The organism is Vibrio sp. V01_P9A10T6 (genome assembly GCF_963877065.1).
GTDB classification, from domain to species: Bacteria; Pseudomonadota; Gammaproteobacteria; order Enterobacterales; family Vibrionaceae; genus Vibrio; species Vibrio anguillarum.
In genome coordinates, this window is record NZ_CAWNTB010000222.1 from 1 (window position 1) to 15,953 (window position 15,953).

Here is a 15,953-nt window from a genome sequence, read left to right on the forward strand (position 1 = left end):
AATCTTATTGCATACCTAAACACCAATAAAATACAAATTAACAGGCTTTAAAAACATTTCAAGTGTAAATTTAAAAAAACATAATGTGTAAAAATAAAATTACACACGTATTTATCTTCTATTAAAGCAAAAAATATAAGCTGACGCGTATTTTATTCTCTCTATCTCACCTAAAATAGTGAGGATGAATCGTAAATCATACCCAAAGAGATTGGTGTTACAGTCTGGCCATCCGTACATAAATCCTAATGTATATAGAAAACTCTACGCTTAGGAAAATGAACAAAGCCAATACCACTGTAGCTTCAAGTGAAAAGGGGATCACCAAACCAACGGGTTTTTGACATGGATTTAATTCTTTCCTTACTGCAACAGATGTGTGTTTACCTCGTTCTCGCTTATATGTTGAGCAAAACACCCATTTTCTTGCCGCTGCTTAACATTTCCAGTCGAATTAGCCACAAAATCAGTACCTATGTTTTGTTTTCCCTCTTTTGCATCATGGGCACCTATTTTGGTTTGCAGATCAACGATGCGATTGCCAATACGCGGGCGATAGGTGCCGTCATGGGTGGGTTATTTGGTGGCCCCATTGTGGGGTTTGCGGTTGGATTTACTGGCGGTATGCATCGCTACACTTTAGGCGGTTTTACCGATGTGGCATGCGCCATTTCAACCACTGCAGAAGGGTTGATTGGTGGATTGCTGCACACCTATTTACTGAGAAAGGGCAAAGGGCGGCTCCTGTTTAGCCCCAGTATTGTTTTTGCCGTAACACTGTTTGCTGAAATAGTGCAAATGTTGGTGATTTTGTTAGTCGCTAAACCGTTTGTTGATGCATACGCCTTAGTCTCGACCATCGCCGCGCCCATGATCATCGCTAACTCAGTCGGCGCTGCGCTATTCATGAGCATTTTACAAGACAGAAAAACCATTTTTGAAGAGTACTCCGCCACCTTTTCTCGTCGCGCACTGAATATTGCTGAGCGTTCAGTTGGCATTTTGGCCAACGGTTTTAATCCACACAATGCAGGTAAAGTCGCTCGAATTGTTTACGAAATGACCAATGTTGGCGCGGTATCCATCACCGATAGAGAAAAAATACTCGCGTTTATCGGTATCGGTGATGACCACCACAAACCTAATACGCCGATCTCATCACAAAGTACACTGGATGCGATCACCAAAAACCGCATTATTTACCTCGACGGAAAAGATTCCCCTTATCAATGCTCACTCTCTAAAAACTGCAAACTCGGTTCAGCGTTAATCATTCCACTTAGAGCAGGTGATCGCGTAATTGGAACCATAAAGCTGTACGAGCCGAAGCGTAAACTTTTTTCAACCATTAACATGTCAATGGCTGAAGGGATTGCACAATTACTGTCGAGCCAAATTCTGTACGGCGAATACCAACAAAAGCAGATGCTGCTTTCCCGTGCCGAGATCAAACTGCTGCATGCTCAAGTCAACCCTCACTTTCTGTTTAATGCGCTCAATACCATTAGTGCCATCACCCGCCGTGATCCCGACAAAGCGCGAGAACTTATCCAGCATCTTTCGCACTTCTTTCGTAGTAACCTTAAACAAAATATTGAGACAGTGACTCTTAAAGAAGAATTAGCACATGTCAAAGCCTACTTAACCATAGAACAAGCGCGTTTTGCCGATCGCCTTGAAGTGGATATTGCCATCGATGATGCATTACTGCTTGAGCGCAATGTACCCAGTTTTACTCTACAGCCACTGGTAGAAAATGCGATAAAGCACGGCACCTCTAACTTGTTAGAAGGCGGGCGGGTACGAATCTACAGCCAAGTGCAAACGGAAGGATACAAAATTGTAGTGGAAGATAATGCGGGCAGTTACCAAGCTCCGAATGAAGATTACGATGGTTTAGGCATGCAAATTGTCAATAAACGCTTAACTAATAAATTTGGCGAACAAGCCGCACTAAAAACGGAAGTATTGGCTAATCAATACACACGAATGAGCTTTCTCATTCCTCATCAAGGATTTAACTAAGGGAATAACATGCTATCGGCACTGGTTATTGATGACGAACTGCTCGCTCGGGAAGAACTGACTGAGCTACTAGAAGAGACGGGCGATGTTGATGTGATTGGTCACGCCAGTAATGCGATCGAAGGGTTAAAAAAAATCAATCAGCTAAAGCCAGACGTGGTGTTTCTCGACATCCAAATGCCACAAGTTACTGGCATTGAGCTGCTAGGGATGCTTGACCCAGATACGATGCCCAATGTGGTGTTTGTCACCGCTTATGATCAGTATGCGCTGCAAGCGTTTGAGGAAAATGCGTTTGATTATCTACTCAAGCCAGTTGACCCTGAGCGCTTAAAGAAAACGCTGCAACGTTTAGTTCACCAAGGGCAAAAAAAGCAGGATTTTTCGATTTTATCACCAGCAGGGTTAGATCAAGTTCCCTGCATTGGATTAAATCGAATTGTGATCATTGCCACCAAAGATGTCGAGTTTGCTTTGAGCGACATCAGTGGTGTTCATGTGCAAACTCATTTACAACGAGCCACCAGCCAATTAACGCTCAAAATTTTGGAAGAAAGACCGCCACTGGTTCGTTGTCACCGCCAGTATTTAATCAATACTAGGGCCATTAAAGAGATCAAATTATTGGACAATGGGCTAGCGGAAATCATCACCCTTAGTGATCACAAAGTGCCCGTCAGCCGACGTTATCTAAAAAATTTAAAAGAAGTTCTGGGTTTTCACTAACCGCAACGAATAGAAAATAACGGCGCTGAATCTTTCACGCACAGCGCCATTTTTTACTCACCAAGCAGTCGTTTCATCGCTTCTGAAGCTTGCTTCCACTGTTCAGTACTTTGCAGTTGAGGAAGATTAAAAGCACGACGTTTGAGTAGATACTCAGCCGCTGGCACATCCAAAATCGGCAAATTATCCAACACTTCAATTTGAGCTGCGCGTTGATTGCACACTAAAATCATGTCACATCCAGCGGCTAGCGATTGATGCGCGCGCTCGGCAGGACCGCCCATGACAGATGCCCCTTCCATTGTTAAATCATCAGAAAAGACTAATCCTTTGAACCCTAACTGCTGGCGAAGTACTTGCTTCAACCAAAACGCAGAACCGCTGGCAGGTTGATCATCATAGTGAGGATAAATCACATGTGCAGGCATCATGGCATCGAGCACTCCAGCTTCAATCTGCGCTTTGAATATTGCCATGTCCTCTTCCATCACCGTGCTGCGCTCATCATAGGGCGTCTCAAGATGCGAGTCAGCGATTACCCCGCCGTGACTGGGAAAGTGTTTACCTGTTGTTGCCATGCCAGCCTCTTTCATGCCTTGCATATAGGCTGAACTGTGGCGAATGATGCTCTGTACATCATCGCCAAAAGCACGATTACCAATCGCTTTACACGCATGACCTTTATCCAGTACAGGAGCAAAGCTGAGATCAATATCATGAGCAATCAACTCCGCCGCCATCAGCCAGCCACCTTGGCGAGCTAATGCTTCACCATTATTCTGCTTGGCATACTGCTGCGCGGCAGGGATCAGCGAAAACCCATCACGAAAACGTTGTACTCGCCCACCTTCTTGATCGACACCAATCAAAATCGGACGTTTTGCTGCGTGGCGAATCGCTTTATTAAGCGCAAGCAACTGCGCGTTATCGTGATAATTACGCGCAAAAAGAATGACCCCGCCGACAGTGGGATGCTCAAGAATCTCTTTGTCTTCAGCGCTCAATTCACAGCCTGCCACATCTAGCCACAACGGTCCCATGCTCACTCCAAAAATTTACTTAAACAGTTAATTTAACGAGGTTATTCGCTTTGAATTTCTATTACAATGATTTTGTTTTTGAGTTGAAGGAGAAGCGAATGAAGAGCATTGAACGCTACATTGGTGTGATGTCTGGCACCAGCATGGATGGTGTCGATACAGCGCTGGTCGAAATGGATGGCAACCAAATTCGTTTATTGGCTCACGCTGATTTCCCAATGCCAGAAGATCTCAAACAGCGTTTGCTGAATGTCTGTATTGGGCAATCAACCAATGTGCAAGAGATTGGCGAGTTAGACCACTTGCTCGGCCATCTGTTTGCTGATGCAGTCATCGCTTTACTGGCTCAATCAGGCTATCAAGCGTGCGATATTCGCGCGATTGGCTGCCATGGCCAAACGGTTTTTCATCAACCCAACGGTAATACGCCTTTTACGATGCAACTCGGTGATGCCAATATCATCAGCAGCAAAACTGGCATCGACACAGTGGCTGATTTTCGTCGCAAAGATATGGCGCTCGGCGGCCAAGGAGCTCCATTAGTCCCTGCATTTCACGACACCATTTTCAAATCAACCGATTCGAGCGTTGTAGTACTCAATATTGGCGGCATCGCTAATATTTCGGTATTGCGGCCGCAGCAAAAAGTATTAGGCTACGATACGGGCCCGGGCAATATGTTGATGGATGCGTGGTGCTTTGAACAGACAGGCCATAAGTTTGATGATAATGGCATGTGGGCGAGATCGGGAAAGGTACACCAACCACTACTCGAACGCCTCAATCAAGAGCCGTACCTTGCGTTGAATGCACCGAAAAGTACGGGTCGCGAGCTGTTTAATCTCCCTTGGCTTCAGCAGATATTGGCTGAGTTTTCGTTAGCAGCAGAAGATGTTCAACGTACACTCTGTGAATACACAGCACTCACCATCGCCACGCAAGTCGCACACTACCAATGTGGGCCAGCGCCGGAATTGCTGCTGTGTGGGGGCGGTGCCCGTAACCCGCTATTGGTTGAACGTTTGCAGGCCCATTTAGCACACTGGCGCATCATGCCCACCAGCGATAAAGGGGTGGATAGTGACTACATGGAAGCAATGGCTTTTGCTTGGCTTGCTCAACGTCGTCTGCATAATTTACCCAGCAATCTACCAGAAGTAACCGGAGCAAGCGCTCTCGCTTCGTTGGGTGTGGTCTATTTTACTCATTAATAAGTAAGGAATGGTATGACTAATGACGCGCTGCTCTCTGCGCTTTCTCACCTTATTTCCGAAGGTCGCAACCCTGACACAATGGATATTGACCTACTATCAGCACAAGAAATTGTAGAACGGCTCAATCAACAAGATAAGCACGTTCCGCTGGCCGTCGAAAAAGTCCTTCCGGAGATCGCCTTAGCCGTGGATCGAATTACCTATGCCTTCAAACATGGTGGTCGATTAATCTACATTGGCGCAGGAACCAGTGGCCGATTAGGCGTTCTTGATGCGTCTGAGTGCCCTCCAACATTTGGGGTTAGCGATCAGATGGTGATTGGTTTGATTGCCGGTGGGAAAGAGGCCATGTTCAGTGCTAAAGAAGGGGCGGAAGATTGCGCAGAACTCGGCATTCAAGATCTCAAAAGTATTCATTTTACGGATCAAGATGTGGTTGTTGGCATTGCCGCTAGTGGGCGAACACCTTATGTCATCGGTGCCTTGGAGTATGCTAATGATTTGGGCGCGACAACCATTGCCCTATCATGTAACCCGGATTCCCCGATTGCAGAATTGGCGCAAATAGCCATTAGCCCTGTCGTTGGGCCAGAAGCTCTGACCGGTTCAACGCGCTTAAAATCCGGTACAGCGCAGAAGCTGGTACTCAACATGCTCACCACCGCTAGCATGATCCGTCTTGGTAAGAGTTACCAAAATTTAATGGTCGATGTTAAGGCCACTAACCGAAAACTCATCGCCAGGGCGGTGCGAATTGTGATGCAAGCAACCGACTGTGAACGCGCTGAGGCTGAATACTTATTAGCCCAAAGCAACAACAATGTAAAAGTAGCGATATTGATGCACTTGACGGGGTTAAGTTATGCAGAAGCTATGGATAAATTGACTGAGTCTGATGGTTTTCTTCGCCGGGCAATGGAAAGTGAACACGAGAGCCACTAGTGGCTCTGGCTCTGTTTGATCAACGAGACGACTATTTCACCTTCCGTAGGTAAAAACTCCTGAATAGAATGGTGCATCTGGATACGGCCTTTGACGTTCACCATAAACAGTGGCAAAACAAAATGTTCTTTGTTCTGCTGGAGATAATCTTGGTAGGTGAAACTTTCGCTCAGTTTTGTGTGCTTAATGTCTGCACCTTGGTTGATCAAACTGGCTAATTTTTTATAACTCACTTCACCATTAAAAAGTGATAAACCGTGATATTCCTGAGCCACTTTGTGTTTATCGCTACTATTATCATTGGCATGATCGTTCAAACAAAATACGCGTTTTTCACCGAAATCACTGAGAAAATGCATGCAAGCCATAATATTGAAATGCTTATCAGGGCTAAGTGCAACCACATGACCAATACCAATCAAATCTAAATATTCATCGGCGTGGCTTGATATCGGATTACCATAATAATTGGCTAGCCCCACCATTCGCGCCTGACTAATGTAGTCCCAGTTAGAATCGGTGAGCACAACGCGACAATCATATTTCGCAAACGCCTTTCCAAGCGCTCGAGCGACGTCATTCGCACCAATAATCAAAAAACCACGCGGAGCAGGTTCTGCCACCTTCAATGCCATTGCAATAGGACGCGCCGTCGCACTTTGTAAAATCACCGTTCCAATAATGACCATAAACGTTAAAGGCACTAATAGTGTCGCTCCCTCTACACCTGCCGCTGTCAGTTTGATAGCAAATAGAGAAGAAATAGAAGCAGCCACAATACCGCGAGGCGCCACCCAAGCCAAAAAAGTTTTCTCTTTGAAAGATAATGAGCTGCGCACGGTTGCAATAAAAATGGACATCGGACGGGAAACTAACTGCATTACCACCAACAACAGCAATGCACTCCACCCTAATGCTTGGAAATCAGCCAGCTCGATGCGTGCAGCCAAAAGGATAAAGAGGCCAGTGATTAGCAAAATAGTCAGGTTTTCTTTGAAATGAAGAATATGCTGAATATTGACGTTTTTAGCATTTGCCAGCCACATCCCCATCACCGTCACCGTCAGTAAGCCAGACTCTGACTCGATGGCGTTAGAAGCGGAAAAGACGCCAAGTACCACAGCCAATACAGCAAAAGGCTGTAAATATTCAGGCAACATGCCTCGCCTCAATATGACAGCGACGGCTTGGCCAGCGGCCGCTCCTATACTTAAACCAACACCAATAATTAAAGAGAAAACGTATAAGCTATGCGCTTGACTGCTAGAGATAATAAACTCATACACCATCACCACAAACAGTGCACCCAACGGGTCGATGAGTATTCCTTCCCAGCGCAATATATTGGAAAGTCGAGCATTTGGCCGCACGGTACGTAGCAGCGGTACTATGACGGTCGGCCCGGTAACTACGGTCAAACTGCCAAACAGCAGCGCAAGTGACCAATCAAAGTCCAATAAATAATACGACGCAACGCTGGTTATTCCCCATGAAACTAGAGCTCCAAGCGACACAATGCTCCACACAGTGTGGTTGACGCCGCGAATATCTTTGAAGTTGAGTGTGAGGCTACCTTCAAACAAAATCACCGCAACCGCAAGAGAAATCAAAGGGAATAATAATTCTCCCAATAGCTGCTGAGGTTCTAACCACCCAGTCAACGGACCAACGACAATGCCCGCAATTAATAAAAATAAAATAGCAGGAAGACGCAACTTCCATGCTAACCACTGGCACGTCAAACCAAGAACGCCAATGGCTGCAATAGCTAAAGCAATAAACTCTTCATGCATATATTTTCTCTAATAGCGATATCTTAAATGGATTACCCATCAATAGGTGGGTTAATTAGTGAACTCATTCCAACCCCGTTGCCATTCCATGCGAAAGCGCTGTGCTTGCTCGGTTCCTTCGCACGCACCTTCATAATATAGTCCTGACAATCCAATTTGATAGGCGAAATTGGGGTTACAATACTCGCTTAGCCCTTTAACGTATCCCGCTTCGTAATCGGCTTGTTGCACCGAACCGAGCTCAGAAAGCTTTTTATAGCTGCGCTGAGTATGACCTGTGACTCCATCTTGATAACCAATTTGTTGCCAATCTCCGTTTTGTGCTAATTCAGCATCAGAGGCCGCACACCCAACCATCAACACAGCAGCGCACAATACACTTAATTTTTTCATTGTTGTCCTTAAGTTCTTATTTTCATTCAATTAGCCTAGCAGATTGCTTGTAAGATGCCACTCATTGCCTCCCAGCAGCAAAGCATTATTGATCCAGATGATGAGACGAGCCCTAAACCACTTATTGTGTGAAATAGCCACTTAACTGGCTATAGTGCCGCTCACTGGAAAAGCAGATGTTTCTCGTCACAGAGCCCTTTATTATCCACAGTGAGCTTAATTCATTCATAAAGGACAATTGCTATGATGTGGTTTCTTACCTGTGTCGCAGCCCTACTGGCCGGATACTTTATCTACGGCGCTTTTGTAGAAAAAGTATTTGGTATTAACGAGAACCGTAAAACACCGGCCCACACCATGAGTGATGGCGTGGACTATGTTCCTATGTCGACCAAAAAAGTCTACTTGGTACAATTGCTTAATATTGCTGGCGTAGGCCCAATTTTCGGCCCAATCATGGGCGCACTCTATGGTCCTGCAGCAATGTTGTGGATTGTCGTCGGCTGTATTTTTGCAGGTGCGGTGCATGACTACTTTTCAGGCATGTTGTCGGTACGCAATGGCGGCGCTTCAGTGCCTACCATTACCGGCCGTTACCTAGGCAATGGCGCCAAACATTTTATGAACATTTTTGCCATTGTACTGTTACTGCTCGTGGGGGTTGTTTTCGTTTCTGCGCCTGCAGGGATGATCACCAATCTGATTAACGAGCAAACGAGTCTAACGGTGAGCATGACCTCAATGGTGGTGATCATTTTCGCTTACTACATTCTCGCCACCATCGTTCCTGTCGATAAAATCATCGGCCGTTTCTACCCACTGTTCGGCGCATTGTTGATCTTTATGTCGGTTGGCTTAATGACCGCGATTGCACTTTCCAGTGAACACACTGTGATGGGCGGTTTTGAAATGAGCGACATGTTCAGCAACATGAACCCGAACGACCTACCACTTTGGCCAGCGCTCTTTATCACGATTGCTTGCGGTGCTATCTCTGGTTTCCATGCAACTCAGTCGCCATTGATGGCTCGCTGTATGGAAAATGAAAAAAATGGCCGCTTCGTGTTTTACGGTGCCATGATTGGTGAAGGCATTATCGCACTTATCTGGTGTGCGATTGCACTCTCTTTCTTTGGCTCATTAGAAGGATTATCAGAAGCGGTGAAAAACGGCGGCCCGGGTAACGTTGTGTACAGCGCATCCTTTGGCTTATTAGGTGTGTTTGGCGGCATCATCGCCTTCTTGGGTGTGGTTATCCTACCGATCACCTCAGGCGACACTGCATTTCGCTCTAGTCGTTTGATCTTAGCTGAATATTTCAATATGGAACAAAAAACGCTGCGTAATCGCTTGTTCATGGCACTGCCGCTGTTTGTTTTGGGTGCCATTCTCACTCAAGTGGATTTCGGTATTATTTGGCGCTACTTCGGTTTTGCCAACCAAACCACAGCAGTAATGATGCTTTGGACCGCTTCCGCCTATTTACTACGCCACAACAAACTGCATTGGATTGCGACTATCCCCGCGATGTTTATGACCACGGTTTGTGCCACCTTCATTCTTAATAACAGTGCATTAGGCTTTGGCTTACCGATGCAAGCATCAACCATTGCCGGTATTTTGTTCTCACTGTCCGTAACCATATATGTAATTAGAATCTCCAAAGGTAAAGGCGACATCGAACTTACCGATGAAGAAAAACCGAAAGCAGTCACAGAAACTGCATAGTGTGAATGACGCTTCGCTTGCGTTATAGAAAAGGGCTTCCATTTGGAAGCCCTTCTTCTTTTATTAGTACGTCTAATTCAAATACTTTTTATTGACTAGTCGATTTGCTTGATTTGCAGCTCTTTGGGCACTTCAAAAAACATGTTCTCTTCTCGTCCAAGCACTTCTTCAACCGATTGAGCACCAAGCTCTTTAATTCGATCTAGGATCTGATTCACTAATGCTTCGGGTGCCGATGCGCCGGCCGTGACGCCAACGGTTTTCTTACCATCAAACCACGTTGGATCAATATCTTCAGGGCAATCAATCAAGTAACCCGGCGTTCCGAGCTTTTCCGCCAATTCTTTTAAACGCGTAGAGTTTGATGAGTTTTTCGAGCCCACTACCACCACCAAATCAACATCCAATGCAAGTTGACGCACTGCATCTTGGCGGTTTTGTGTCGCGTAACAGATATCATCTTTACGTGGTCCCTGAATATCAGGAAACACTTCACGCAATTTATCAATCACATCGGCTGTTTCATCCACCGACAAGGTGGTTTGGCTAACATAATGTAAATTAGTCGGATCTTTAACGATAGCTTTTAGCGATTCAACATCTTCCGGTTTTTCAACCAAGTACATGCCGCCTTTTTTACTGGCGTATTGGCCCATGGTTCCTTCCACTTCAGGATGACCTGCATGGCCAATCAATACCACTTCCATACTGCGGCGACTGGCTCGAGCCACTTCCATATGCACTTTAGTCACCAAAGGGCAAGTGGCATCAAACACGGTTAATGCACGCGCTTTCGCTTCAAGTCTCACCGCTTGCGAAACGCCATGAGCAGAAAAGATCACAATATTGTCATCAGGTACTTCGTGTAAGTCCTCAACAAAAATGGCCCCGCGCTGCTTCAGCCCTTCCACCACAAAGCGGTTATGCACCACTTCATGTCGTACATAAATCGGAGGCTGGTACAGCTCAAGTGCGCGTTCAACAATGCTGATCGCACGATCAACACCGGCGCAAAAACCACGAGGGTTGGCTAACAATATTTTCATTTCATTGCTCATTGAATAGGGTTATCGCAAGTTGCCAATTATTCTACAGACAAAATTTCAACATCAAAAATGACATCTTGTCCTGCAAGTGGGTGGTTAAAATCAACCGTTACCGAATCGCCCGCAATAGCGGTGATAATGCCAGGAATTTCTAAGCCATCGCGGCCACTAAACGCCATAATCGTGCCAACTTCCACCTCAGTATTACCGGCAAATTTGGCGCGATCCATATGGTGGATGTTATCTGGGTTAGACAAACCAAACGCGTCTTCGGCTTTTAACTCAATGGTTTTGGATTCTCCGGCACTCAGACCGATTAAGCACAACTCAAAATTGTCGCTTAGACTGCCATCACCAATAACCAATTTCGCTGGTTTGCCCATATTATGAGTGCTATCCGCAATAGAGCCATCTTTTAATTTAATGGTGAAGTGTAGGGTTACCGCACTGTTTGCTTTTATTGTCGTCACGTGATTTCTCTTTATTTATTTTAGTGTGGAGACAAGGCATCCATAACGACATAAAAATGCCCGTTTTTAGTACGCCTATCGCCACCGTATTTTTAGAGATGAAGAGTAAACAAAAAGCGCCACCTGAATCAACAGACAGCGCTTAGGGTTATTCAACTATTTTAGCCATTATGAGTGCGCATCGTCTTTTTTACGAAAGCCATCAAGGATAATCATTGCTGCACCAAGGCAAATGGCACTGTCAGCCAAGTTAAACGCTGGCCAGTGATAATTGCCCCAGTAGAAATCAAGATAATCAACCACAAAACCGTGCACGATACGATCAAACACGTTGCCGATTGCACCACCAATAATCATGGCATAAGCGATATTATGCCACTTCTCTTGCGCAGGCAGCTTATTCATCCAGTAAGTGAGGAGCCCCGTCACCGCAAAGGCGATGACGGTAAACAACCAACGTTGCCAACCCGCTTGATCGCCTAAAAAGCTAAATGCCGCACCATAGTTATGTACATAAAGTAGGTTAAAAAAAGGCATTACTTCGATGCGATTTGCCCAACCATACCCCATGTTATCCATGACCATCAGCTTTATACCGACATCAAGGGTAAAGATCAGAAGCGCTAGCCATAGCCAGCGAACTCCTGATTGTTTCCAAGTAAGCGTCTGCTCTGCCATATTGAATCCCAATATTATTAAGCGAACTTACGAACTTCGCCTTCACCATCCACGTTCGACACACAACGGCCACAAATAGTTTCATGACCAGTGATAGTGCCAACGTCAGGAGTATGATGCCAACAGCGATCGCACTTCTCTGCTTCCGTTGCGCTCACCAACACAAACAAACCTGTTGTTTCCGTTGCTTGTGCCGCATCGCTTTTCTCAGCCAGAGGCTTCACTATCGCTTTTGATGTCAGCAGTACAAAACGCAGTTCATCTTCAAGCTTGTTCAACTGAGCCACTAAAGCATCATCAGCAAACAGCACCACTTCAGCTTGTAATGAGCCACCAATGATTTTTTCACTACGAGCGGTTTCAAGCAACTTGTTCACCGAGCTACGAACTTTTTGCATCTCTGCCCAAAATTCATTGTTCAACTCTTCGCCTTCAGTTAACCCAAACAGACCTTCAAACCACTCACCCGTGAAGACAAATTTTTCACGCGGCTCGCCATTAGCTTGCATCGCTGGCATTTCGTTCCAAATTTCATCAGCCGTAAATGACATGATCGGTGCCATCCAACGAACCAAAGCCTCAACGATGTAATACAGCGCCGTTTGACAGCTACGCTGTGCATGTGCACCTTGTTTAGCTGTGTATTGGCGATCTTTAATCACATCAAGGTAGAACGAACCCATTTCAATTGAGCAGAAGTGCATCAAACGTTGGATCACGCCATGCGTATTATACTCTTCATATGCTTTGACAATTTCTTGTTGCGCCGCAAAGGCACGGCCTACGGCCCAGCGATCCAGCGACACCATCTCGTCAGCTGCAACCATATCCGTTGCTGGGTTAAACCCATTGAGGTTGGCTAAGAAGAAACGTGCTGTATTACGGATACGGCGATAAGCATCCGCCGAACGTTTTAGAATTTCGTCAGAAACCGCCACTTCACCAGTGTAATCAGTCGATGCAACCCATAGACGCAGGATGTCTGCACCCAGTTTATTGGTGACATCTTTTGGCGCAACCACGTTGCCGATTGATTTTGACATCTTGCGGCCATGACCATCGACCACAAAGCCATGCGTCAATACTTGTTTGTAAGGCGCAGCACCTTTCATTGCTACCGATGAAATCAATGAAGATTGAAACCAACCACGATGCTGATCTGAACCTTCAAGGTACAGATCTGCACCGTGACCATTGAACTCTTCGCGCTTATCAACAACGGCGTAGTGAGTCACACCAGAGTCGAACCACACATCCAGCGTATCGAGTACTTTTTCGTAATGCTTAGCATCTTCTTCGCCCAAGATCTCAGCAGTGTCAACATCCCACCACGCTTGAATCCCTTTTTGTTCTACCAATTGCGCCACTGTTTCAATCAGCGCAGGGCTATTAGGATGAAGTTCTGCCGTCTCTTTATGCACAAATAGCGCAATCGGTACACCCCAAGTACGCTGACGAGAAATACACCATTCAGGACGACCTTCAATCATTGCTTCGATGCGGCTTTGACCCCATTCAGGCATCCACTGTACACCTTTGATCGATTCTAGAGCTTGGGCGCGCAGACCGGCTTGCTCCATAGAAACAAACCATTGTGGTGTTGCACGGAAAATGATTGGGGTTTTATGACGCCAGCAATGAGGATAACTATGCTCGTAGGCATGGTGGTGCAACAAAGCACCTTTTTCTTTCAGTACTTCAAGTACAGAGTCATTCGCTTTAAACACATGTTGACCAGCAAATAGCTCGGTGTCTGCTAGATATACGCCGTTTGAACCGACAGGGTTGGCTACTTCAAGGCCGTATTGCTGACCGACCACGAAGTCTTCTTGACCATGACCAGGTGCAGTATGAACGACACCAGTACCCGATTCAGTAGTTACGTGCTCACCCAAAATCGCAGGCACAGTAAATGCGTAAAATGGATGATTAAAAGACATTAGTTCAAGGTCTGCGCCTCGGCAAAAACCAAGATTGTGGTAATGACTGATACCAGCACGATCTATGACACTTTTTGCAAGTTCTGACGCAACGATAATGCGTTCAGCAGGGCGTTCACCGTCTGCTTCAATTTGCAACAAAACATATTCAAGATCATCACGTAAGCAGACTGCGCGGTTAGCTGGCAAGGTCCAAGGTGTGGTTGTCCAAATTACAATCGACACTTGACCGTGGCCGGCGTGATCAGCCGCGAGCGTGAACTTTTCAAGCAGCGCCGCTTCATCGGCTGCTTTGAATCGTACGTCAATCGAAGGTGACACTTTATCTTTGTATTCAACTTCCGCTTCAGCCAGTGCTGAACCACAATCAGTACACCAGTGAACAGGTTTGAAACCTTTCAGCAGGTGGCCTTTATCGGCAATTTTACCCAATGCGCGAATAATGTTTGCTTCGGTGGCGAAATCCATGGTGCGATAAGGTTTATCCCACTCACCCATGATGCCCAAACGCTTAAAGCTCTCTTTCTGGCCTTCCACTTGACCTGCTGCATATTCACGGCATTTTTCACGAAACTCAGCCGCGGTCACTTTCTGGCCTGGTTTGCCGACTTTTTTCTCTACCATCAATTCGATAGGTAGGCCGTGACAGTCCCAACCTGGGATGTAAGGCGCGTCAAAACCAGATAAGGTTTTCGATTTAATAATAATGTCTTTAAGAATCTTATTCAGTGCGTGACCAATATGAATATCACCGTTGGCATAAGGAGGGCCATCGTGCAATACGAAAGATTTTTTGCCTTTTTTGGCTTTACGGATTTCGCCGTAAAGATCTTCTTGATACCAACGCTTTAACATTTCTGGCTCACGTTTAGCCAGATCGCCACGCATTGGAAACCCTGTTTCAGGTAGGTTCAGGGTATCTTTATAATCACTCATCGATTCTTAATTCCGTTATATTGGGCGACGTTAGACATGATATTAATCGGTGGAATAATCCGACTAATTCTTTAGCTGATGCAACCACACCCTTGCCGCATCAGCATCCAATTCAATTTGTTGCTTTAACGCTCCAAAAGATTCAAATTTCTTTTCATCTCGAAGCTTATGTAAAAGTGCCACTTCTAGCTGTTTGCCATATAAATTGGCATGAAAGTCAAACAAGTGTACTTCAAGTTGTTGGCGAACCCCGTTGACTGTTGGCCTATTACCAATATTGGCAATTCCTCCGATGGGCGAGTTATCAAGGCCATAGACATTGACGACGTAAACACCAGAGACCGGTGAAACACAGCGCTTAAGCGGAATGTTCGCTGTAGGGAAACCAATGGTTCGCCCTAACTTTTGACCATGCGACACTCGACCACTGATACCGTAATCACGACCGAGCATCTGCTTAGCTAACACTAAGTCATCGCTTGCTAAAGCGTTACGAATAGCAGTACTACTCACTCTTTGTTGTTGCAAGCAAAAACTGTGGGTACTTACCACCTCAAAACCAAACTGTTGTCCAGCCTGTTGCAGCATACTGAAATTACCTTGGCGATTTTTACCAAAACAAAAATCATCACCAATCACCAGAAACTTAACACCCAACTGAGCGACCAACAAGTCACGAATAAAAGCTTCTGCCGTTAAATTAGCAAAGTGCTGGTTAAAATTCACACATAACAATCTGTCAACCGACTGCTTGTTCAATTGCACAAATTTATCACGTAATCGAGTTAACCGAGCTGGTGCATTGTGCTTGGCAAATAATTCTAATGGCTGCGGTTCAAACGTCATGACCACCGAAGGTAAACCCAATAATTGCGCTTTCTTGGATACTTGCTTCAAAACTTGCTGATGTCCTAAATGAACACCATCAAAGTTTCCGATGGTTAATACACAGCCATGATGCTGTGGCTTGATATTGTGAATGCCGCGAATCAATTCCATTAGAAAATGCTTAAAACCTATAG

The 15,953-nt window shown here is 45.5% G+C and carries 13 protein-coding genes; 5 read left to right on the forward strand and 8 right to left on the reverse strand.

The window, feature by feature from the left end; all coding sequences use genetic code 11:
• Window positions 1–345: 345 nt before the first annotated feature.
• Both AACQ21_RS17170 and btsR read left to right on the forward strand, forming a co-directional pair.
• On the forward strand, window positions 346–2,025 hold the full coding sequence (locus tag AACQ21_RS17170; RefSeq protein WP_088720932.1) for a sensor histidine kinase: 1,680 nt from the start codon (window positions 346–348) through the stop codon (window positions 2,023–2,025).
• Window positions 2,026–2,034: 9 nt separating this feature from the next.
• Window positions 2,035–2,751, forward strand: a complete 717-nt coding sequence (gene btsR, locus AACQ21_RS17175; RefSeq protein ID WP_105976596.1) for a two-component system response regulator BtsR — start codon at window positions 2,035–2,037, stop codon at window positions 2,749–2,751.
• 53 nt (window positions 2,752–2,804) lie between these two features.
• Here btsR and nagZ read toward each other — a convergent pair whose 3' ends face one another.
• Window positions 2,805–3,791, reverse strand: coding sequence for a beta-N-acetylhexosaminidase (gene nagZ / locus AACQ21_RS17180; protein WP_105976597.1), 987 nt, complete (start codon window positions 3,789–3,791; stop codon window positions 2,805–2,807).
• Window positions 3,792–3,889: 98 nt separating this feature from the next.
• Here nagZ and AACQ21_RS17185 point away from each other — a divergent pair, with 98 nt between their 5' ends.
• Both AACQ21_RS17185 and murQ read left to right on the forward strand, forming a co-directional pair.
• Window positions 3,890–5,002, forward strand: a complete 1,113-nt coding sequence (locus AACQ21_RS17185) for an anhydro-N-acetylmuramic acid kinase (protein WP_026028077.1) — start codon at window positions 3,890–3,892, stop codon at window positions 5,000–5,002.
• Window positions 5,003–5,017: 15 nt separating this feature from the next.
• Window positions 5,018–5,947, forward strand: coding sequence for an N-acetylmuramic acid 6-phosphate etherase (gene murQ / locus AACQ21_RS17190; RefSeq protein ID WP_017048824.1), 930 nt, complete (start codon window positions 5,018–5,020; stop codon window positions 5,945–5,947).
• Here murQ and AACQ21_RS17195 read toward each other — a convergent pair.
• Window positions 5,944–7,740, reverse strand: a complete 1,797-nt coding sequence (locus tag AACQ21_RS17195; protein ID WP_105976598.1) for a cation:proton antiporter — start codon at window positions 7,738–7,740, stop codon at window positions 5,944–5,946. The two genes, murQ and AACQ21_RS17195, sit on opposite strands and share 4 nt — an antisense overlap.
• Window positions 7,741–7,791: 51 nt before the next feature.
• The gene (locus tag AACQ21_RS17200; protein ID WP_029388330.1) at window positions 7,792–8,133 is read right to left on the reverse strand and encodes a DUF2799 domain-containing protein; all 342 of its coding nucleotides are present in this window, start codon (window positions 8,131–8,133) and stop codon (window positions 7,792–7,794) included.
• Between the two features lie 243 nt (window positions 8,134–8,376).
• On the opposite strand from AACQ21_RS17200, the gene AACQ21_RS17205 reads away from it, so the two are divergent.
• Entirely contained in the window at window positions 8,377–9,861 is a 1,485-nt protein-coding gene (locus AACQ21_RS17205; protein WP_017043277.1) for a carbon starvation CstA family protein, read from the forward strand.
• 95 nt (window positions 9,862–9,956) lie between these two features.
• Here the strand turns inward: AACQ21_RS17205 and ispH are convergent, their stop codons facing one another.
• From ispH to ribF, 5 genes are all read right to left on the reverse strand, one after another.
• Window positions 9,957–10,919 carry a 4-hydroxy-3-methylbut-2-enyl diphosphate reductase gene (gene ispH, locus AACQ21_RS17210; RefSeq protein ID WP_013857553.1) on the reverse strand — a complete coding sequence of 321 codons (963 nt, stop codon included), beginning with the start codon at window positions 10,917–10,919 and terminating at the stop codon, window positions 9,957–9,959.
• A 26-nt stretch (window positions 10,920–10,945) separates the two neighbouring features.
• Complete coding sequence (gene fkpB / locus AACQ21_RS17215; RefSeq protein WP_013857554.1) at window positions 10,946–11,377, reverse strand: FKBP-type peptidyl-prolyl cis-trans isomerase; 432 nt, start codon at window positions 11,375–11,377, stop codon at window positions 10,946–10,948.
• A gap of 168 nt (window positions 11,378–11,545) precedes the next feature.
• Complete coding sequence (gene lspA / locus AACQ21_RS17220; protein ID WP_105976599.1) at window positions 11,546–12,055, reverse strand: signal peptidase II; 510 nt, start codon at window positions 12,053–12,055, stop codon at window positions 11,546–11,548.
• Between the two features lie 17 nt (window positions 12,056–12,072).
• Entirely contained in the window at window positions 12,073–14,931 is a 2,859-nt protein-coding gene (ileS, locus tag AACQ21_RS17225) for an isoleucine--tRNA ligase (protein WP_105976600.1), read from the reverse strand.
• A gap of 63 nt (window positions 14,932–14,994) precedes the next feature.
• The gene (gene ribF / locus AACQ21_RS17230) at window positions 14,995–15,930 is read right to left on the reverse strand and encodes a bifunctional riboflavin kinase/FAD synthetase (RefSeq protein ID WP_026028079.1); all 936 of its coding nucleotides are present in this window, start codon (window positions 15,928–15,930) and stop codon (window positions 14,995–14,997) included.
• Between the last annotated feature and the right edge of the window lie 23 nt (window positions 15,931–15,953).

Coding starts and splice junctions, on each gene's coding strand:
- AACQ21_RS17170 (WP_088720932.1), top strand. CDS start 346: ATGGATTTAATTCTTTCCTTACTGCAACAGATGTGTGTTTACCTCGTT.
- btsR (WP_105976596.1), top strand. CDS start 2,035: ATGCTATCGGCACTGGTTATTGATGACGAACTGCTCGCTCGGGAAGAA.
- nagZ (WP_105976597.1), bottom strand. CDS start 3,791: ATGGGACCGTTGTGGCTAGATGTGGCAGGCTGTGAATTGAGCGCTGAA.
- AACQ21_RS17185 (WP_026028077.1), top strand. CDS start 3,890: ATGAAGAGCATTGAACGCTACATTGGTGTGATGTCTGGCACCAGCATG.
- murQ (WP_017048824.1), top strand. CDS start 5,018: ATGACTAATGACGCGCTGCTCTCTGCGCTTTCTCACCTTATTTCCGAA.
- AACQ21_RS17195 (WP_105976598.1), bottom strand. CDS start 7,740: ATGCATGAAGAGTTTATTGCTTTAGCTATTGCAGCCATTGGCGTTCTT.
- AACQ21_RS17200 (WP_029388330.1), bottom strand. CDS start 8,133: ATGAAAAAATTAAGTGTATTGTGCGCTGCTGTGTTGATGGTTGGGTGT.
- AACQ21_RS17205 (WP_017043277.1), top strand. CDS start 8,377: ATGATGTGGTTTCTTACCTGTGTCGCAGCCCTACTGGCCGGATACTTT.
- ispH (WP_013857553.1), bottom strand. CDS start 10,919: ATGAGCAATGAAATGAAAATATTGTTAGCCAACCCTCGTGGTTTTTGC.
- lspA (WP_105976599.1), bottom strand. CDS start 12,055: ATGGCAGAGCAGACGCTTACTTGGAAACAATCAGGAGTTCGCTGGCTA.
- ileS (WP_105976600.1), bottom strand. CDS start 14,931: ATGAGTGATTATAAAGATACCCTGAACCTACCTGAAACAGGGTTTCCA.
- ribF (WP_026028079.1), bottom strand. CDS start 15,930: ATGGAATTGATTCGCGGCATTCACAATATCAAGCCACAGCATCATGGC.